Below are 22,169 nucleotides of genomic sequence, written 5' to 3'. Positions count from 1 at the left end.
AACATTACGCCTCCATTAAAATAAGTTGTGGATCGTTCAGTAAACGCTTGATGTGGTTTAACGCATTTTGTGCAGTTGCTCCGTCAATCATACGGTGGTCAAAGCTGAGAGAAAGAGCTAAGACAGGAGCAGCTACAATTTCACCGTCACGGACGATCGCTTTTTCAGCAATACGGCCGATACCGAGAATCGCAACCTCTGGATGGTTGATAACCGGTGTGAACCATTGGCCTCCGGCAGAACCGATATTTGTGATCGTGCAAGAAGCGCCTTTCATTTCCGCAGGTGCAAGCTTGCCTTCACGCGCTTTTGTTGCAAGGCTGTTGATTTCATCAGAGATTTCGAAAACGGCTTTACGGTCGGCATTTTTCACTACCGGCACAAGCAGGCCTTTTTCGGTATCCGCTGCAATTCCGATGTTGAAGTAATGTTTTTGGATCACTTCATCTGTTTTATCATCAATAGATGTGTTTAAAACAGGGAATTTTTTCAAAGCGGATGTTAATGCTTTGACGACGTAAGGCAGATAAGTCAGCTTGATGCCTTGATCAGCAGCAACTTGTTTGAACTGTTTGCGGTGAGCAACAAGATTTGTTACGTCAACTTCATCCATAAGAGTTACGTGCGGTGCAGTATGCTTAGAGTTCACCATTGCTTTCGCGATCGCTTTACGGATACCGCTCATTTTTTCGCGTGTTTCAGGGAATTCGCCTTCAGGAGCCTGAGCCGCTGCAGGTTTAGCTGTTTCCTGAGGTGCAGCTGTTTCTTGCGGTGCCGCTTCTTGAGCCGCTCCTCCATTTGCAAAGCTGTCGATATCTTCTTTTACAACACGTCCGTTATTGCCTGAACCTGTTACTTTACGGATATCCACGCCTTTTTCACGGGCATATTTGCGTACGGAAGGCATCGCGATCACGCGTTTGTTCGGATCAGCTTCCACTTGGTCCTGCTGTCCTGCGCCGGTTTCTTTTGCAGGCTCTTTAGGAGTCTCTTCTTTAGAGATATCCTGCCCTGCTTCAGCAGACGACTGAACTTGAGCTTCAGTTTTCGCATCTCCTGAATCATGGCTTCCTTTAAATTGAAGATCTTCGTAACCAGGTGCGTCAAACGTAATAATCGTTTGTCCAACAGTTGCAACTGTTCCCTCTTCAACTTTTAATTCTAATACTTTTCCTTTAACAGGTGAAGGAATTTCTACCACTGCTTTATCATTTTGCACTTCAGCCAGAACATCGTCTTCTTCTACCTCGTCGTTCGGCTTAACAAACCATTTTACGATTTCGCCTTCGTGGATACCTTCCCCGATATCCGGAAGTTTAAATTCAAATGCCACAGTTTTCGACCTCCTAGTTGATTAAGCAAATTTTAGTTATGCATTCGCAAGCATTGAACCTAGTAAACAGACTCCTTCATATAAGAGAAAAGGACTCTCTTTACCGTCTTTTATGATGCCTGATTAAAATTCAAGAACTTTTTTCGCAGTTTCAAGAACGTCTTTATGGTTTGGAAGCCATACGCTCTCAGCAAGCGAGAAAGGAAATACTGTATCAGGCGCCGCAACACGCAGAACCGGAGCTTCCAGGCTCAGAATCGCGCGGTCATTGATTTCAGCTACAACGTTGGCAGCGATGCCGGCTTGTTTTTGAGCTTCTTGCACGACAATTACGCGGCCTGTTTTTTCAACAGAAGCAATAATCGTATCAATATCAAGCGGACTTACAGTGCGAAGGTCGATAACTTCAGCAGAAACGCCTTCTTTTTCAAGCTCTTCAGCAGCCTTAAGCGACTCATGAACCATCGCGCCGTATGTGATGATAGAAAGGTCAGTACCTTCGCGTTTCACATCAGCTTTGCCTAGCTCAATTGTGTATTCCTCCTCAGGAACTTCCTGACGGAAAGAACGGTAAAGTTTCATATGCTCTAAGAAAACAACCGGATCATTGTCTCTGATAGAGGCAATCAACAGTCCTTTTGCATCGTAAGGAGTGGATGGGATAACAACTTTAATACCCGGCTGCTGAGCGATAAGGCCTTCCAAACTGTCAGCGTGAAGTTCAGGTGTATGAACCCCTCCGCCGAATGGAGAACGGATTGTCACCGGAGAAGTCCAGCGTCCGCCGGAACGGTAGCGGAGACGAGCCATTTGTCCTGAGATTGAATCCATTACTTCATATACGAATCCGAAGAATTGGATTTCCATAACAGGACGGTAATCTTGCAGGCCTAAACCGAGAGCCAGACCGCCGATACCGGATTCAGCAAGCGGCGTGTCAAATACGCGGTCCTCACCGAATTCTTTTTGAAGGCCTTCAGTTGCACGGAATACGCCTCCGGCAACGCCTACATCTTCCCCGAAAAGCAGAACGTTTTCATTGTTTTTCAGTTCTGTGCGTAACGCATCAGTGATCGCTTGAATCATTGTCATTTGCGCCATGGCTTACTTCGACTCCTTCGCTTTGTAAATTTCAAGTTGTTCTTTCAAGTTGAACGTCGGCTCTTCAAACATATTCTCAATCAGCTCTGTTACTTTCGGTTTTGATTCGCCGTCAGCCTTTTTGATAGCTTGTTTGATTTCTTCTTTGGCCTGTTCAATCACTTTGTTCTCTTCTTCTTCAGACCATAGTCCTTTGTTTTCCAAGAACTTGCGGAAACGTACGAGCGGGTCTTTTTGCTCCCATTCATTTTCTATTTCTTTCGTACGATATTTAGTCGGATCGTCACCGGACATTGTATGAGGTCCGTAACGGAATGTAAGAGTTTCAATCAGAGTCGGACCTTCACCGTTAATTGCGCGCTGGCGTGCTTCTGCGGTTGCAGCGTAAACGGCAAGTGCATCCATTCCGTCTACTTGAACACCTGTAATACCGACGGCAACTGCTTTTTGGGCAATTGTCTGTGCGGATGATTGCTTTTCTACAGGAGTTGAAATCGCATAGCGGTTATTCTGAACAACGAAGATCGCTGGCGCTTTAAATGCTCCGGCAAAGTTCATTCCTTCATAGAAGTCACCTTGAGAAGCTCCGCCGTCACCAGTGTAAGTAATAGCTACCGCTTTTTTACCGCGCTTTTTAAGACCTAAAGCTACACCTGCGGTTTGGATAATTTGAGCACCAATAATAATTTGAGGTGATAAAGCATTTACTCCCTCAGGCATCTGATTACCTTTAAAATGGCCTCTTGAGAACAGGAATGCCTGGTGTAAAGGAAGACCGTGCCAAATCAGCTGAGGAACGTCACGATAACCCGGAAGGATAAAATCGTCCTGTTCAAGCGCGAAGTGTGATGCAATTTGAGAAGCTTCCTGGCCCGCTGTCGGTGCATAGAAACCTAAACGTCCTTGACGGGAAAGAGAAATTGAACGCTGGTCTAAAATGCGGATATACACCATTCTTCTCATTAATTCCTTTAACTGATCATCTGAAAGATCAGGCATTGCGTCTTTATTTACGACTTCTCCTTCAGCATTTAAAATTTGGAACGTTTCAAACTGCTTATGAATAGCATCAAATTGTTTTTTGCTATCAACAATTGAAGTTTTTGTCTTTGCAGCCATTTTTTAAACCACCTCTTCTTTTGATTTAACAGGGTTAGGATACCGTTTAGCCATCCGTATTAAAAACAGTCTTATCATGCTCTGCAATTCTAAAATTAATCATTCAGAAATTCACATAGCGCTTAAGCAAAGATAATGACGTTTAAACTGTACTAATAAAAAAAGATTTTTTATTAGTACAATATGATCAACAACCATAGTTTACAGTAATTAAACAAAGCCGTCAATCATTTATAACCTCATTTTGAAACCGCTTATAAAACTTAAGATCATATTGCGCCAAACTGTACTATAAAAGACTTTAAACTGTATTATAAAAATGCTCTACTGTACTATAATTAAAAAAAATTACAAAGTGTAAATTAAGTTATTTAACTTAGGGGCGGGCTTTGAAAAGATGCCGCAGGATAAAAACGGGCAGTTAGCAATCGTCCCGCCTGCCGAACAGACGGGACGATGCTTTTGTCTAATTATTCAATACCCGCCCACACGATATTCAGCGGCGTCAGCACGGCATGAGGATGAAACTCGGAAATCGGAGTGAAAAATACATACGTAAAATCTTCGGCTGGATCAGAAAACATGCCGCACCACCCCATTCCAAGATGTGAGAAGGTGCCTTCTGTCATGAAATAATGGTCACCGGCCGGCCACAAATTAATGCCTAAACCAAAGCCGCCTTCCTCTCTGGGCGCTCCGAAGAAGTAAAAAGGAAGACCGGGCTTTATTTGATTTCTCAGCATCGCTTCGACTGTTTTTCTTCCAAGCAGCTTCTTATCTTTCAATCTGCCTTTATTTCTAAACATTTCAGCTAACTTCCAAATATCTCGCAATGAAGAGTACAGACCGCTTGTCGCTTTATTCGGAAAATACGGGTGATGACTTTTTTCCAGCTGTACGCACTCGTGCTCATTGATCACACAAACTTCTTCTTTTAAAGCATCAGGCACATAAAAATACGTTCTTTCTAATCCGAGCGCTTCAATAATATGCTTTGTTACATACTGTTCGTAGGATACGCCTGTTACTTTTGAAATAATGATGCCAAGTATAACAAAGCCGGTTCTGGAATAGTTCCATGCTTCATCCACTCCGTACTCCAAAGGCGTACGAACCAGATAGTTTATCCATTCTTCCTCATTCGTTAAGTCAATGCCTTCAGCCTTTTGAATATCCAGCTCAAAACTTAATCCCGCCGTATGAGTCAAAAGGTGCAAAATTTTAATTTCTCCGAAACCCGGTTTATCAAACGCTGGCAAAATGAGCTTGACCGGCATTTTCAGATCGAGCAAACCTTTTTCGACGAGCTGCATGACGGCTACAGCGGTAAACACTTTTGTCAAAGAACCGATTTCTCTGATTGTATCAAGCTGAAATGTTTGCTTTTCTTTTTGTCCGCCGGTAAATTCCCCTAACGACTCAGCTGCAAAAACCTCACCTCCTCTTGACATCATATAACTCGCACATTGCAGATCTCCATTGTCTATCATCGTCTGATAATGGCCGTTAAGAGCGTTAATTTGTTTCATATCAAATGCCGGATTGCTTAATGTTTGTTTCATTGTTTTCTCCCCCTGTACTGTATGTATCGTTTTCATCCCTTACTTACTGATTTCTTGATGAATTCTGACACCGCTTTATTAAATTCTTCCGGATGTGTGATGTTCGGAAGATGCCCCGCTCCCTTAATTTTCTTTAATTCTGCATTGCTCAGCAGTTTCCGCAGCCTTTTTGTTTCTTTCTGATCAACTACGCTTTCCTTCTCACCCGTAAGGATAAGCGTTCTTGTATGAATGTCTTTTAAAAAGCCGATCGTAGAATAGCCTTCTTGTTGATGTATCTTCATAAAACGTTCAATAGAAGCATTTAAGAATTGATTACTGTATAAACTTTCATATTCATGCGACTTTCCTATAGCTATAAAATCATTTTTCAGTTTTTCCTCGACACTGCTTTCAGGGTCTTCTTCGTATGCGGTGTAACTTCCGGAAAGAATGAGCGTTTTTACTTTTTCAGGGTATTCATAGGCTATCCTCTGCCCTATCATGCCTCCCCAAGAAGCTGCCGCAATGTGGATCGGCCAAGCAACCCCTATCTCGTTCAGCACTTCGATAAAAGTCTGAGCCAGCCCGCTCAGTGTAAAATCGGCGCTCCCCTCACTCAGCCCGTAACCCGGTGTGTGTATGACAATTACATTAAATTGATCTGCCCACTCCTTCATTTGTTCTTTCCACATGTAAGCAGTGGTAGCAAAACCGCAAATCAGTAAAATTGTTTCACCCTTACCGCTCATCAATATTTCCATATGCCGGGCATTTTCTGTGTTTGCCAGAAAATGAACGGTTTCCGTTTCTTCTGTCTGGTAAAAAGCGATGAGTTTTTTTGCGGCATCGCTTTGATTGTGCTGAAGGGCTCCTTTCTTCAGTCTGCTCCAATAATGCAAATAATCGTCGAGATGACGATTGGAAGCCGTGCCGAGTATTCGGAAAGGACTCTCGGCTTCTTCCGTAACGACTGACGAAGCATCAAAATCGGCTGCAATCGCTGAATCTCTTACCAGAGGCGGTGCTGAACGGGCGGATAACGGCTTGAAATCGTTTTGTATTTTTTCTTTTTCTCCGTATAACACGATCAGCTGGTGGCCTCGGCCGAGAAGCGAGTGTTCAAAAGCTTTGATTCCGGCAGTATTTTCTAATGGGTGAAGTCCGTACTCCCTTTTCATAATATCTTGAATGCCGGGATCAACTGACATGCCTCCGTCTTTCCAGAAAGGCCAATTTACAGCGATGGTTTTTCCTGATCTTCCCCCCGCCTTTCTCATACATTCCCTCCACTCGGCAAAATGCTCCAGAAAACGATTGGCGTAAGCGTAATCGGCTTGACCCAGACTTCCGATTTCTGAGGAGATGGAAGAAAACAAAACAAAAAAGTCTAAAGGCATATCTCTGAGCGCTTCATCCAAATGAATCACACCATTGACCTTTGATTGCAGCACCGCTTGAGCTTCCGCGTCTGTTTTATTCATAATGAGAGAGTCTTTTAACACGCCTGCACTGTAAATGACCCCGTTGATTTCGGAAAAATCAGCACGAATTTTTTCCGCTAACTTGATGACCTGCTGCTTATCTGACATGTCAGCCTGGATATAAGAAATGCTTGCCCCGTCATATCGGATGCTGTCTAATTTTTCTTCCATGTCTGCTGTCATTTTCGATCGCCCGGCAATGATAACGCTGGCTCCGTGATTTGCATAAAGAAACGCTGAAATAATCCAGCCGATGCCGCTTAATCCTCCGATGATGAGATACACCCCGTTTTTTGCAAACTTTGCGGCCTTTTGTCCTGTTTGCAGCGAAGCGTCTTTGTATGCTGTCACCCGCCTTTTTTGATCGCCGTCATATTTCACAGCCTGATGATGTCCGGCACTTAATTCATTGAGAAGCAAAGGTGCTTTTTCAATGGTTTGTCTTGAAGAAATCTCAACCGTTTTACACTTTATATTCGGCTGCTCCGCATTCAGCGTTTTAAAAAAGCCTCCAATCGCGGCGTAAACCGGATTTGTATATTGACCCTTGTCATGTACGTACAGAATGTTGATGTTTTCTTTTACTTTTTGATGGATCAAAGCTTTACTCAAATAAAGAATTGAATAAAAGCTGTGAGTCAGATCTAACGCTGCCTCAGTATAAGCTTTTTTTGACAGGTAATGAATGATTGACGCCGGAAATGCTCCGGACTTTTTCATATCTTCTAACAGTCTGGAGTAATGAGCAGACTGCTCCGGATTAAATTTATAATGCTTTTCATTTACCATTTCATATTCAGCGGCGGCTTCCGCATAAATAACATTTTCACTGCCGATGTACTTTCGGATTTCATCACTCAATGAACTGTCGAAATCGAAAATCAGTGTATTTTCCTTAGGTACTTCTCCGGACTTTAATGGCGATTCTATCCATTCTTTTTGTAAATATAAAGATTCAAGCACCGGCTTTTCAGACGGCTCTTTCGTTTGCGTTTTTTCTTTAAAAGCTGCGGCCGGCGTATTACGCACATCATATTTTTCTTCTAAATAAGCCGCTAAATCATGAATATTGTTATAATCAAAAAGCAATGTCGGATACAATTGTGTATCCAATCTTTCCTCGAGCATTTTCGATATATGCAGCAGCTGTTTTGAGTCAAGACCCAGTTCGTAAAAAGATTGGTGTTTGTCCGCTTTATTTGGCGGTGTGTTTGTAACCTCTCCAATAATGGATGACAGCTCATCTGTTAATGTTTTATGACTGTCTTGGTGCTGAACTGTATCAGAGATAGAGTCTGTAATGTTAGCTCCGTATTTCTCCTGCAGAAATTCCGTCAATTCACCGATTGTGGAGTAATCAAATAATAAAGTCGGGTACAGCTTTGAACCTAACATCAGTTCTAATTTTTTGGATAAGTCTAATAATTGTTTAGAATCCAAGCCCATCTCATAAAAGGAAATATCATTCTTCACTGTTTCAGCAGGTTTTTCAATCATGCCGGCTATCTCTTGGATCAAATTATTTCTGATCATTTCTTTATTGTTCGCTACGCTGCCGACCTCTTTAGCTTTTTGGGAATGCTCCAGCCTTTGTATTGATTTTTCATTTCTGACTCTTTTCACACCGAATCGCTCATAATAAAAAGCAAGCTCTCCATCAGGCCTGTATACTTCTATGTCCGCATATAAAATGTCTTTAGAAGGCGGCTGCGTTATACTGGTTTTATTAATATACACAAAACAAGACCCAGTTGTTTTATGCAGTGCCCGGAATGTCTCAATATATATAGGGATAAACGCATTTGTTCCTTCATCCGGCAAGTCTGATGTAAGGATTCCCAACAAGCTGAGAGACCCATCCAAAAATGCGGGATGCATGTAAAAGTCATCTGTATATTCTTTTGAAAGTCCGCTTAAACTGACCTCTCCCAGAATATAATTTTCACCTTCATATACTGTACCTTCCAATTTCATAAAATCTTTATGAATCAGGCCGCCCCTGCGCAAATTACGATAGGCGGATTCAGCATCCGAAGTCCGGACGGCCCCTTTCTTTAATTCTTCGATTGAAATTGTCTTTTCTTTTATCGCATTTTTTCTTATGATTTCCGCCTGCAAGTTGACTGACGCTTCACCTTCCGCCTTTTCAGCGACCCATTTCCTGCTTGTTGTTTCAACAAGCCAGCCGTTTTCTTGTTTCGTAAACTGGAAGGTGACTTTTTTATCAAAATGGACTGACGTCGCAACAGGTTCACGGAATAAAACATGTTTGATTTCAAAACTTCGGGGTGATATCCCTTTCTCAGCTAAAAATCGTGTTATTAAATCCAGATACGTTACGCCGGGTATCGTACGCACTTGATGAAGGACATGGTCTGAAACAATATAATCGTCATGTTTGACTAATACGCTGAACCTCATGCAACTCGACAACCTTTCTTCTTTTACAAAGTAAAGAAACAGAGCAGGTGCTACTCTGTTTCATCAATAATTTCAAGAAGCCGTTTTTTATTCTGTTTGATTTGTTTTTTCCGATTTGAATCCGGCCAGTACTCTTTTCTGACAAACTCAGCAGGCGGCAGCGGAGTTCTGACGGAATGATATGAATCATCCAGGCCGCTTACCAAAAGGTGGGCGTTTGTTCCGCCAAAACCGAAAGCGCTGATGCCCGCCCTCCGTTTTCCATCCTTCCAGCTTCTCAGCTCTGTATTCGGATAAAAAGGCGACTTTTCAAATTCAAAGCGCGGATTTGGCGTTTCACAATTCAATGTAGGCGGGATTTCCTTATGCCATATTGATAAAATCACTTTAATGAAACTTGCCGCTCCGGCAGCGCTTAATAAGTGTCCGATATTGGTTTTCACACTTCCTACTCCGCAAAATTGCGTTTTGTTTGTGTCTCTTCGGAATACTTTTGTCAGAGCCTGAAGCTCAATCGGATCTCCAATCATCGTGCCTGTGCCGTGAGTTTCGACGTAGCTGACTGATCCGGGAGTGATATCGGCTTTTTCAAATGCATCTTGAATAACCTGCTCTTGAAGCTTAGGATTGGGGGTCGTAATTCCCATTGTCGCACCGTCGTTATTAATAGCTGATGCTTCAATGATACCGTATATCCGATCACCGTCAGCTTTCGCTTTCTCCAGCGGTTTTAACAGAACAGCGCCAAAACCCTCTCCGGGTACAAAACCGTTTGCCCTTTCATCAAAAGTAAAACACTGACCGTCCGGCGAAAGAGCTCCTCCTTCTGTTAACATCAGGTAAGGAATTTCATCCAAAAGCAGATCCGCTCCTCCTGCCAGCGCCATCTCTGAATCACCGTTTTTTATGCTTTGGCAGGCTAAATGAATGCTGACTAATGAAGAAGAACAAGCGGTATCAGAAACCATGCTTGGACCGTGAAAATTAAAGAAATGCGACACATGTGAAGCAATAAAGTTTTGACTAAGCCCGACGATGTGGCTGCTGCTTTCTTTCGGCAGTTTGTGACCGTAACCGCCCATTCTGGAACCGACAAATACGCCGACTTTTTTTCCCGATAATTCCGTTTCTTCATAACCGGCATCCCGTACAGTCTGTACACTCGTTTCTAAGAAATGTCTTATCAGCGGGTCCGTTTGGATGGCTTTCTCCTCTTCCATGCGGAAATACTCCGGATCGAAGCTGCCGATTCCATTGATAAATCCTCCCCATTTGCTGATGCTTTTTCCCTTTTGTTTGACCGGAGAGTAATTTTCTTCTATATTCCACCGGGAATCAGGTACTTCTTTAATATGATTCTTCCCTTTTCTCAGATTGTCCCAAAATTCCTCTTTATCAGCCGCTCCAGGGAACTTACATCCGATTCCGATAACAGCTATCTTTGCAGAGGAAGCCGTCTGCGGTTCTGTATTTCGGCTCGTCACAGACTGCATATCTTGCATATCTTGCTGATTGCTGCTTTGAGAATCAGTCTGTTCGATTTGTTTCTTCAACGGCGGCGCCGTCTTACCGATATATTCCGCAAGACCATGAACCGTGTTGTGTTCAAGAAGCACAGTAGGGTCAATTTTTTTCTGAATCATTGCTTCTATTCGATGTATAATGCTGACAAGAAGTATAGAATCCACACCGTATTCCTGAAAATCCGTATTTGGGTTAAGCTTTTCAAGGGGAATGCTCAATTCCTCGGCAAATACGGCAGAAAGTTCACTGACAAGCCCTTCTGAATGATCAAAAGTGTCGGGAGTCTCCTGTCTTCGGACTGGAACCGAAGCTCCGCCGGTTTTATTGATGTTCAGGAGACTGTCTGCATGAAACACTGTTCCTTTTTTCACGATAGGAATGATATTGGCCGATTTTTTCTCCAGTGCATGATACAAAATCGCCAGTCCTTCCCGTGTGGAAAGAGAGTCCAATCCCAATTCATCATATAAAGGACTCGTCACAGTACCCATTCCGACTTCTTTCCAGCTCGGCCAATTGATGGACGTGAAATACGTTCTCCCCTTTTGAAAATGATAAACCGCGAAATAGTCCATATATGCGTTTGCAGACGCGTAATCAGTCATTCCTTTCGACAGTTTGGGTGACTGTGCTGCAATTGATGAAAATAGAATAAAGAAATCCAGCGGCCTATTATTAAAAATCCGCTCCAAATTCTGAAGTCCAGTGACTTTCGGCCCGTACACCGTCTTAAATTCACTCATTCTTTTATGAATAAAGGCCGGATTTCCGCCGCTGTGCAGTCCGGCACAGTGTATGACACCGCTTACATCTTTAAATTCAAGGCTTACTTGGTGAAAGAATGAACGCAGCTTCTCTTCATTTGTGAGAGAACCGCTGTAATACAGATAGTTGACACCTTTCTCTTCAAAACTTTGAAACAGTTTTATATTGCTGACTGTCTTTTCGTCCTGTCTGCCCTCTTTCAGCAAATGATCCCATTCACTTCGCAAAGGTAATGGACGCGTACCCGTCAGCACGAGTTTTTTCACTCCCCGTTTCACCAAATCTTCAGCTATTGCTCTGCCAATGCCCCCTGTCCCGCCGGTAATCACGATGGCTTTATCCGCAGGAAATGAAACAGGCGCGCCGGTATGGATTCTTTCTTCTTCAAAATACGGAACATATCTGACGCCGCTGCGGTAGCATACTTCATTCTCTCCGGTACATTGCGCCCTTTCATTCTCAAAGATTTGTTTCAGCTCATGCGTTTCTTTCATGCTGTCTATATCTATTGTTTTCACATGAACAAAGCCGTATTCCGCAGAAAGGGCTTTCAGAAAAGCCGCTGATTCTGCACCCGTCAGCTTTGGTTTTTCCGCTTTAAATACCTGCAAGCCATTGGTGATTTGTAAAATGGATAATGGTGTTTCCTTTTTACTCCGCTTAATTATTTCTTGTATAAATAAGAATTTACCATATGGGATGCCGTTCTGATTGTCACTCTGGTTTCCGATATCTGAGAAATCAAATATATTTTGGACCTGCCGCTCACCGCCCGAGAAGATCTCACGGATAACGTCGTATGCGTGGTTTTCATCTAATAAAGAACACTCAAACATTTGATCAGAGTGTTTTATAAATGAAGAGTGATGTTTTATGACAATCAGATTCTCCTGATCTATATCCGAACAAATGGTGCGGGCAATTGATTCTGTGTCTTGATTTACAAATGCTACTGTCAGTCCGTACTCTTTTGTTTCGGATGGATTAACAAACGGATTTTCCCTCCATTTTTTTTGCAAGTGATGTTGAAAAGAATGCTGAGGGATCTCTGTCTTCTCAGTCCTGAACGGAACCCAATAACGTTCTTTTGCAAACGGATAAGTCGGAATTGAGATCCGTTTACCCGGCTGCTTTAAATGTTGATGAACGGATTTCCAGTCGATATCCGCCCCCCAAACCCATAATTGAGCCAGCTTTTCCGCTTCACCGTTCTCAATAATGGTCTTTACAAACAATTCACCTGCTGTGCCTTCCGTTAACGCCTTCATTTTTTCAGCAAATGCATCTGCTGATTGCTGATGAACATATACGCCTGGAACTTGCTTGTCACCGCGGCAAAACTCAAATAATTTATCTTTCATTTCTTTAAGAGAGGTACCGATAATCGCCGCTCTGGCCTCCATCGCTTCTCTGCCCGATTGTGTAGTGTATGCCAGATCCCGTAAAACGACGCTTTCCGATTGGCTGCCTTCCATCACTTCATTCGGGAACAGGTTTCTTATCGCTCCGGCATATTCCTTCAATACGTATTCAGTAACCGCTTGAATGGAGGGGCAATCAGTTAATTCATACATCGTGAGTTCAATATGAAACATTTCGTTAATAAAATCCGCCATCCGGCTTAATTCCAAAGGCCCTACGCCAAATTCACTCAGGTGATCAGCAATATTAATTTCTTCCGGATGGATATGAAGCAATTCCGAAACAAACGGTTTGAGTACTTCATACACCTTTTCTTTCATATCAGGCTGCTTATCCTTTACTTCAGGACTTAGTGAACGCTGGATAAAATCTCTCATGTTTTCGGCATACTCAAGAAGACGTTCATTGTCTTTGGCAGATAACAGGACAATATGCGGTTCGTTCTCAACATGTTCTGTTGAGACGTTTGTTTCTTCATATTCTTCTATAATGATATGAACATTCGTTCCTCCCGCTCCGAATGAGCTGATCCCCGCTCTTCTCGGAACAGTTACTGTTTTTCCGTTTTCCTGCAGTTTTGGTTTCTTCCAATCTTGCAATGACCGCTGTACATAAAAGGGAGATGCTTTAAAATCGATATTTGGATTCAACGTCTCCGCATGTATGGAAGGAAACAGTTTTTTCAGTTTCATTTGCAAAAGAACCTTTGTCAAACCGGCAATTCCCGCTGCGGCCTCAAGATGGCCGATATTTGATTTGACAGAACCGATGGAACAATATTGAGTGTGCTCCGTAAATTCCCGAAACGCTTTTGTTAACCCGGTGATCTCAATCGGGTCTCCAAGAGAAGTTCCCGTTCCGTGAGCTTCAATATAACTAATTGTACGAGGGTCAATACAAGCTTTCTGAAGCGCGTCCTGTATCAGTTCAGACTGACCATTTGGATTAGGAACCGTAAAACCGTTTGTTCTCCCTCCGTGATTGACTGCTGTCGCTTTAATCAGCGCATAAATATGATCTCCGTCCCTTACCGCTTCCGCCGCCGGCTTTAAAAGTACGGATCCCACTCCTTCTCCCGGTACATAACCGTCACCGCCCTCGCCGAATGTCCGGCATCGGCCATCACTTGCAAAGAAGCGGCTTTGATTTAATAATGTATATTTATTCGGATGAAGCGTAAGATTGACCCCGCCGGCAACAGCAAGTGTGCTTTCTCCTCTTCGTATACTTTCACAGGCTAAGTGAATGGCGTTAAGAGAGGATGAACACATTGTATCAACCGCCATACTCGGCCCCTTAAAGTTAAAGAAATACGATATTCTGTTTGCTATTGCAGAAAATGGAGACCCGACGGCCAGTTCATTTCCTTTAAGTGATTCTTCAACGCCGAAAAATTGATAGCTTCCATATGTGACGCCTGCAAATACTCCGACCTTTTTGCGGGTCAGATCTGAAGGTTTATAACCCGCATCCTCTATGGTATTGTACACTGTCTCTAAAAAGAGACGTTCCTGAGGATCAAGAAAAGCCGCTTCTTTCGGTGATATCCGGAAAAATAAAGGATCAAACCGGTCTGGATTTTTCAGAAAACCTCCCCACTTATAGCAGCTTCCCTCCAGCATTTCTTTCCGGTCATCGGGAATTTCGCTTACGCAATCCTGTCCATTCATCAGCACATTCTGGAACTCCCTGATGTTTTCCGCACCCGGATACCTGCCGCTGACACCGATAATGGCTATATCAGCAGAAAGGGAATCGGCCGCCATGTGCTCTTTTGAATCTTCTCCTTCAGAGCGTACCGGCGCTTTTGTTTCCACTGGTTTTCTTTTTGGCTTTTTTTGATATGAGACAAGTTCAGATGTGCCGGCCGGTTTCAGCAGTTTCATCATTCGTTCGCTGTGATGACTCAGGAAATATTCAGCTAACTGCGATATTGAATGATATTCAAAAAATAATGTTTTCGACAATCTGCCGATACTTTGCTCCAGCTTTTTGGTCAGACGCATGATCATCACTGAATCAATGCCGTATTTCTCCAGATATTGTTTTTCATCTATGAGTGAGGCCGGTAATTTCAATTCCTCTGACATTATATTTTTCAGATAACTGATGATATTTTGTCTTAATTCATCGTTTTGCAAATCGGCATCTTCCTGCTGGTCTGAATGTAAGCTGATTGTGCCGGCACGCTTCAGCACATCCTCAATCTTTTCTTTACGGCCTTTCAGGGCAATCAGCTGTTCAGATGATTGACACAAGCTGTTCTCCAGAGCCTGTATTCCGTCACCGTCATCTAACGGGTCAAGACCGAGTTCCTGTTTCATGTAGGATATTCCTTCATCGTCAATATTCATCCCGCCGGAAGTCCATAGCGGCCAATTGACTGACACTACCCTTCCGGCAGACTCTTTTGCGGTCATAACTGCTGCATACTGATCCAAACAGGCATTGGCGAAAGCATAGTCACATTGGCCGGCTGAGCCGAAGACTGCCGATGTGGATGAAAACAAGACAAGTAATTCAACTTTCATTTTTTTGATTTCTTCCGCCAGCCACAGCGTGCCATAAACTTTCGAACCTGTGACTTGATCAATTTCTTCTTTTGTCTTTCTTAAGATAAAAGAGTCACGGAGTACGCCGGCACTGTGAAATACTCCATGTAAGGTGCCGAACTGCTCTTTTGCAAAAGCAAACATCCGTTCAGCATCACTTTGTTTTGAAACATCAGATCGGATATATTCAACTGTTGAACCTGAACTTCTTAAATATTCGATCTTTTTCTCCTGCTCTTCAGTTAAATCAGAGCGCCCTGTCAATATGAGATTCGCTTTCCATTGTTCCGACAGATGTTTTGCCAGAATATAACCGAGACCGCCCAGGCCTCCTGTAATCAGATAGTTCCCATGATGTTTCAGCGGCTGGGTTAAATCGAATGAGCCGGCTTTATTATAGCTTTTCGTAAAACGTCTCCCGTTTTCATAGCGCACTTCAAAATGGATATCCCGTTTTTCGTCACACTCTCTCTGATATATATCCGCTATCGCTGGAAGAGCGGCTCCCTCACCCTCTGATTGCGTGATATTGATAATCTGATAGTGAAAATTGGGGTGTTCCTGGTGAACGGTTTTCACCAATCCGCCGAGAGCATGATGCAGCGGCAGTTGTTCTTTATTCTCTGTTTGAAAAATATGCGTCAGCTTTATTATCTTTTTCCATTTTAGTTCAATCAGCGCCTGTGTAATATACAGAAGAGAAAACAATCCGTTTTCCAATTGTTTCTGTATACCTCCCTTACTCATGTCAGCCTGAGAATCAGACCACAAGTGAAGAATCTTTTCGGGCAGCTGATAATGATCATGAATGTATCGGAACAGCTTTAGATAATCGTCTTTTTTCACGTGGTTCATACAAATCGCATCATCATGTAAAACAGCAAATTCTTTTCCGCGGATGACAAACAAGAGAGTACAGTCCTTAAACAAACCGCTCAATTCTTGTATTTGCCGTTCATTTTCTGCAAAAATCAGGAGCAATCCCGTCAAGGGTACGCTCTTCTTACTCGGAATGAACGATTCTGTCCATTCCGGCTTGTAATATAAAAGCGGATGGTTCGATGCCCGTGATTTTTGATTCTGAATGGATGTCACACGGGCATAGCCTTCGTCAGCCGACATTTGTCCTGTTTGAATCAGATCAAGAATATCGCTGAGTTGTTCACGTTTTCCGTTCATCATTCTTCCCCCATTAATTGTTTCAATACAGCCTTCTGATCAATATCATTGGTTTCCAATTGACGCAGGAGACGAATGAGTTCGTCGTCCGTCTGAACAGTGTCTTTTTCATGACCATATCTGAATCTCACATCTCTGCACTCTGCCAGAATGCTTCCGTTTTTATCTGTAAACGTCATATGACACGTTACATCACGGCTGTTCTGCCGGTTCTCTTTTTGAGTATAGACATAAAAATTTTGAGCGAGAGGGTGATAGACATCCGCCGCTCCCATTCCGATCAATTCCGGGAAGGTTTCTCCGCTGACAAAAAACGCACTGGCTTGAATCGCGGACTCAAGCGCTTCAGGAGAGATCGTAAAATTCTCTCTTTTTGCATAAAGCTCATCCGGCAATGAATGAAGCGACAGCATTCCGTCACTGTTTTTCGCTGATTCAATGACAAAAGGCGCTTCAGCAGGATGTTCAGTCATTTTTGATTTGACTTCAGCAATATAAAGCGCTTCAGGAAACATACCGCTTTCAGGCTTAGCAATATGCGCATTTCCCCTGGCAAGACGTACTTTATTCTCATTTTTTGTGTTTGCATATATGTCAAACCGCGCAAAGTCGCGCTCAGGCGTCAGCGTAATCATCAGTTCCCGTATATCAGTTATTCCGTTCATGCTTTCGGTCCACAATAAATCAGTCAATGTATGAACTGGTTGTCCAAATGCCGCCGCTGCATTGACGATAGCCATTTCAGCCAAAGATGCATAAGGGAAAAAGGACACGTTTCCTTCAGACAGACTTAGTGCGAACGGATGATTACGGCTGATTTTTTTCGTGAAACTGAACTGATTAAAATCGGACGTGTTACTCCCCAAGAAAGGGTGAGTCGGCTTACTCACATCCGCTGAAACAAGTGCTTCCCCTTTTTCCGCTATCCAATACCGCTGTTTGATCAGCGGTTGTCCCGGAATAGAAATCCTGCGAGCATTCCGATTCACCTCAAAAGTCTCCCAATCTATCTTTCTTCCATTTACCCATTTGGATGCTGCTTCGGCGTAATCTGAACAAACGTGAGGCATTTCATTGTGAACTTCTGATTCGAATGTATTACCGGTATGACTGAAGTTGCTTTTTTCACCCCTGATATAAGCTGAAAGCTCTTCAGCAATGACCCGCCCGGAATCTGCCACTATCGCCAGCCGTTCTTCCATATGATCGCGTCCCGTCTGAAGTGTATAGGCAATATCCTGAAGACGCAGTTTATGATTGTTATCCTTCGATTCATTTTCTGATAGAAAATCAGCCATAACCTTTGCATATTTTATCAGCCGTTGTTTGTCTTGAGCCGATAAAACAAAGATCACTCGGCCGCTTTGATGATCAAAAGCTTTTGGCGGCTCATACGCTTCCAATATAAGATGCGCGTTTGTTCCTCCTGCCCCAAAAGCGCTTACCCCGGCTCTCAAAGGATGAACAGCATTGCTGTTTTGCGGAATATTCCATTCAGCCGCTTTCCGCTGCACTTGAAAAGGAACCTGATCAAAATCTATAAACGGATTAACAATATCGGAATGCAGAGAAGGAACAAGCTGCTTATTCTTCATTTGGAGAAGCACTTTCGTTACCGCAGCGATTCCTGCCGCAGATTCTAAATGTCCGATATTTGATTTCACCGAACCGATGGCGCAAGGATGGTTCAATTGATAGGAATCTTTCAGTCCTTGAATTTCAATCGGATCGCCTAATGACGTCCCTGTTCCATGTGCTTCAATATAATTGACGGTATTCGGATCAATGTCAGCTTTACGAAGCGCTTCTGAAATGACCTCCGCCTGCGCATCCGGATTCGGTATGGAATATCCGCTCGTCTTTCCTCCATGGTTAACGGCGCTTCCCTTAATCACACCGTATATTTGATCTTGATCTTCTATTGCTTTTTTCAATGGTTTTAACAATACGGCTCCGACTCCCTCACCGGGAACATAACCGCTTCCGTCTTTTCCAAAACTCCGGCATCTGCCGTCACTTGATAGAAACTGTCCCATACTGAGGAACTTATATTTATTCGGATGTATTGACAAATTCACTCCGCCGGCTAATGCCATATCGCTCTCTCCGCAATGTATGCTTTGGCATGCGTAATGAATAGAGGTCAGTGATGAAGAGCACATTGTATCCAGAGCCAAACTCGGACCTTTTAAATGAAAATAATAAGACACCCGATTGGCAATTGAAGAATAGACGGACGCCGGCGAGAAAGCCACTCCATTTTCTTCTCCTTCAAATAGTTGATATTGGCCCCACATTGCACCGACAAATACACCGACTTTCATCTTTTCCAGCATGTTTCTCGGGTACCCTGAGTCTTCAAAACAATGTTTGGCCGTTTCTAAAAAGAGCCTTTCCTGGGGATCCATAAGTTCTGCTTCCCTTGGGGAAATATGAAAGAAAAGCGGATCAAATTGATCGGCTCCGCTGATAAAACCTCCCCACTTGCTGTAAGACTTCCCTTTCATATCTCTGTCTTCGCTGAAGAAATCATCCATATTCCAGCGGTCAGGCGGGATTTCTGTAATACAATCTTTTCCGCTCTTTAAATTCTCCCAAAATTCAGGTAAGTCTTCAGCCATCGGATACTTTCCGCTTAATCCGATAATGGCAATGTCCTCATGCCTTGTATCAGCTTTCTCATTTATTTGGATCTCGCAGTTTTCATCCTCTATGAAGGTATCTTGAAGTGCAGATTCCAATTTTTCTTTGTCACCTTCAAACACGATCAGCTGTGATGCGTTCAGAGAGAGTGAATCTTGAAAAGCTTTGATCCCATTGGTTTTACTAAGAGGAACCATACCGATTTTTTGTTTCATCCATTTTTCAGTTTGTTTATCCACTTTCATGCCGCCGTCTTCCCATAGCGGCCAGCCGATGGCTACTGAGACGCCGGAGCGTTCTTTTTTCCGCCTCATTCCTTCACGCCACTCAGCGAAAAGATCGATGAACCGGTTGGCCAATGCGTAATCCGTCTGTCCGATATTCCCGTACATCGAGGTGCTTGATGAAAACATCACAAAGAAGTCCAAAGGTTCGGTTTGCAGCAAGCTGTCCAATAAGACCGTCCCATTTATTTTCGGAGCGATTACTTCCTGAATTTCATCTTTTGATTTTTGAATCAATAAAGCGTCGTGCGTCACACCGGCACTGTGTATCACACCGTTGATTTCTCCGAATTGCCTTTTAATGGTTTTTATGATTCGCTCTGCATCACGGCTATCTGAAAAATCACCTCTTATATATTGAACCGAAGAACCGCCTGCTTTCATTCGGCTGATTTTGTTCTTTTTGTCTTCCGTAAGTTCAGAACGGCCCGCTAAAATAATATTGGCTTTCGTTTGGGCTGCGATATGTTCAGCAAATATAAGGCCTAAGCCGCCGGCCCCTCCTGTAATCATGTATACTCCGTTTTCTTTAAAGGAGAAATCTGAGTTTGGAGCCGGTTCCGCTTCCCGTAAGGCACGGACCCAGCGCACATTTCCTTCATAATAAAGATCGGTTTCTCCCGGATGAGCTTCCGTAGATTCGACTCTGATGATTTCAGCTGTAAGTTCCGTCAACGATGACTTGTCTGAAACTGATATCCCGATTGTCTTAAGGGCCAGTTTCGGGTTCTCAAGCACAATAGACTGCCCTGCGCCATGGACTGAAGCGTAAAGCGGCTGATCATTTTTATGGTCCGCCGGATAAAGGAAAAGCGATACAACCTTTTTTTCCGTCTTGCTGCGCATCAATGCCCGGCTGAAAAAGAATAGCGGATAAGCCCCCTTAGAAAGCTGTTCACTTATTTTTTCCGGGCCGGCAAATGACCCTTCCGGCCACCCGTAAACCACGGTGTCGGGCATTTGCCCCCTTTTTTTCAGATCAGCTGCAAGCCTGTCAAAGTGAGCTTCCTCCCTGTGATCTATCTCATAAACACCGTCTCCGTGATAGGAGAAACGATTCCCTGATAAAACGAGAATGATCTGTGTATTTTCGAATCCATTTTCAGCATTTTCCCGCATAAAATGAAAAAGCTCTCTGTCATATTGAAACAGCAGGCATGTTCTTTTCTTTTTATTTCCGCAATTCGGGTCCCAAGCGGCAGCCTTTTGTCTCCAATGCGGCGTTAAATAGGTCAGAGCCGTATGATTCTCTCCATGATGAAGAGGGAGGTCTTTTTCAACGGAAGTTTTTTCGCCGCTCTCTGCAAAATAGTTTGCAAGTTTTTGAATCGTCGGATACTCAAACAATAAAGTAGGGTACAGTTCCCTGCCTGTTTTCTCTTCCAATGCCTTTACGGCTTGCACAAGTGTTACGGAATCGAGGCCTTGTTCATAAAAACCTTTTACCACAGAGAGTGTTTCAGGGGCAGTCCCTTTGATATCTGCGATCAGCTGCTGAATGTCTCCTTCTGTTATAAGAGCGGAAAGATTTTCGTTCATACTTTCTTTCATGTCAGGCTTTTCAGCTGATTGATTTCGCGTTAAGAAATAACTGGACATTTTTTGATTTTCTTTAATATACGCGGCGAGTTCCCGGATCGTTTTCTGCTCAAACAGGAGTGTAGGATACAGCTGTTCCCCTGTTTTGTTTTCAAGTTCTTTGACAATGGCAAGCAAAGAAGCTGAATCCAGGCCCTGTTCATAAAAACCAATGTCTGTCCTTATGTCACGCAGATCTATATTTGAAACCCCGGATATTAATTCTTTAAGGTGTGTCTCAATGCTTTCGCTTCGATTTATGATTGAATCTTTTCTGATCAGGCTGTCTTTTGGCTGAGAAGCCGCTTCAGTTTCCAAACGAGTCTGCTTCAGATTTTCAATTAAATCTTTTGAGCGAATATGTTTCACAGACAGCCGCGTAAAATAAGCGATCATCTCCCCGTATGCATCGTACAAACCGTAACTTACTTGGATGACATCCCCTGAATCATGATTTTGGTCTTGCTTCTCTATGTACACATAACACCTGTCTTCCAGGCGCTTCGTCATACGGAAAGATTCAATATGAATGGGAATATACGTCTTCATCCGGCTTGCCGGAGATCCTTGTGTAAAATATTCGGGACATGCCTGATAAAGGATCGATATGATGGTAGACGCATCAAGAAAAGTGGGATGCAATTGAAAATAGCCGGTATATTGATTGGCAATTTGGCTGAGCGTCAACTCTGCAAGTACAGAATGATCAGACGCATAAACCTTCCCCAGACTCTTCATAAATTCAAAATGCTCTATATCAACCTTTTTTAAATAGTCATAACATATCTCCATATCAGCTTCACGGGCGGAGGCATGTTTAATTTCATCAATATTGATTGAACTCATGCTTTCCGGGAATTTCTGCATGAGCCTGCAGGTCATATTCTCATCCCAGCTTTCATCCAGAATGCGGTCATCTTTTACCTTTCTGCTCTTCGCCTGAATTCCCCATCCCTGTTCCAATCCCTGAAAACGGATGCGGATTTCTCTGTCAAAGGTATCCGATGTTGCTACAGGTTCCAAATACAAAATATTCTGACATTCGAGTTCTTCAATAGGCAAACCTTTGCTCAGCGCCATACGGTATATCATATCTAAAAATGTGACACCGGGTATAATCCGGGTGCCATGCACCCGGTGATCCCTGACAATATAGTCCGTATGTTTAATTGTTAATGTGAACTGATAGTTTTGATTACTGGCCACCTGTCTCATTCCTTTTC

7 protein-coding genes are annotated in these 22,169 nt (G+C 43.2%); all 7 read right to left on the bottom strand.

All coding sequences use genetic code 11. The features are described 5' to 3' along the window. Positions 1-4 precede the first annotated feature (4 nt). Positions 5-1,333, bottom strand: coding sequence for a pyruvate dehydrogenase complex dihydrolipoyllysine-residue acetyltransferase (gene pdhC, locus NYE36_RS07825; RefSeq protein ID WP_012117474.1), 1,329 nt, complete (start codon positions 1,331-1,333; stop codon positions 5-7). Between the two features lie 123 nt (positions 1,334-1,456). Beyond that, on the bottom strand, positions 1,457-2,434 hold the full coding sequence (pdhB, locus tag NYE36_RS07820; RefSeq protein WP_059367064.1) for a pyruvate dehydrogenase complex E1 component subunit beta: 978 nt from the start codon (positions 2,432-2,434) through the stop codon (positions 1,457-1,459). Positions 2,435-2,437: 3 nt separating this feature from the next. Next, positions 2,438-3,553: a pyruvate dehydrogenase (acetyl-transferring) E1 component subunit alpha gene (gene pdhA / locus NYE36_RS07815; protein ID WP_007611171.1), complete on the bottom strand. Its 1,116-nt coding sequence runs from the start codon at positions 3,551-3,553 to the stop codon at positions 2,438-2,440. A gap of 470 nt (positions 3,554-4,023) precedes the next feature. Next, on the bottom strand, positions 4,024-5,115 hold the full coding sequence (locus tag NYE36_RS07810) for a serine hydrolase domain-containing protein (RefSeq protein ID WP_082997962.1): 1,092 nt from the start codon (positions 5,113-5,115) through the stop codon (positions 4,024-4,026). A gap of 32 nt (positions 5,116-5,147) precedes the next feature. Beyond that, positions 5,148-8,999: an alpha/beta fold hydrolase gene (locus NYE36_RS07805; RefSeq protein WP_124693054.1), complete on the bottom strand. Its 3,852-nt coding sequence runs from the start codon at positions 8,997-8,999 to the stop codon at positions 5,148-5,150. Between the two features lie 50 nt (positions 9,000-9,049). Continuing rightward, positions 9,050-16,441: an SDR family NAD(P)-dependent oxidoreductase gene (locus NYE36_RS07800; RefSeq protein ID WP_342496885.1), complete on the bottom strand. Its 7,392-nt coding sequence runs from the start codon at positions 16,439-16,441 to the stop codon at positions 9,050-9,052. After that, complete coding sequence (locus NYE36_RS07795) at positions 16,441-22,152, bottom strand: SDR family NAD(P)-dependent oxidoreductase (RefSeq protein WP_326243952.1); 5,712 nt, start codon at positions 22,150-22,152, stop codon at positions 16,441-16,443. The genes NYE36_RS07800 and NYE36_RS07795 overlap by 1 nt, the downstream gene beginning before the upstream one ends. Between the last annotated feature and the right edge of the window lie 17 nt (positions 22,153-22,169).

The sequence above is a fragment of the Bacillus sp. FSL R5-0593 genome (genome assembly GCF_038603755.1).
Lineage (GTDB): Bacteria > Bacillota > Bacilli > Bacillales > Bacillaceae > Bacillus > Bacillus velezensis.
This window is presented reverse-complemented; position numbering and strand designations above follow the sequence as displayed.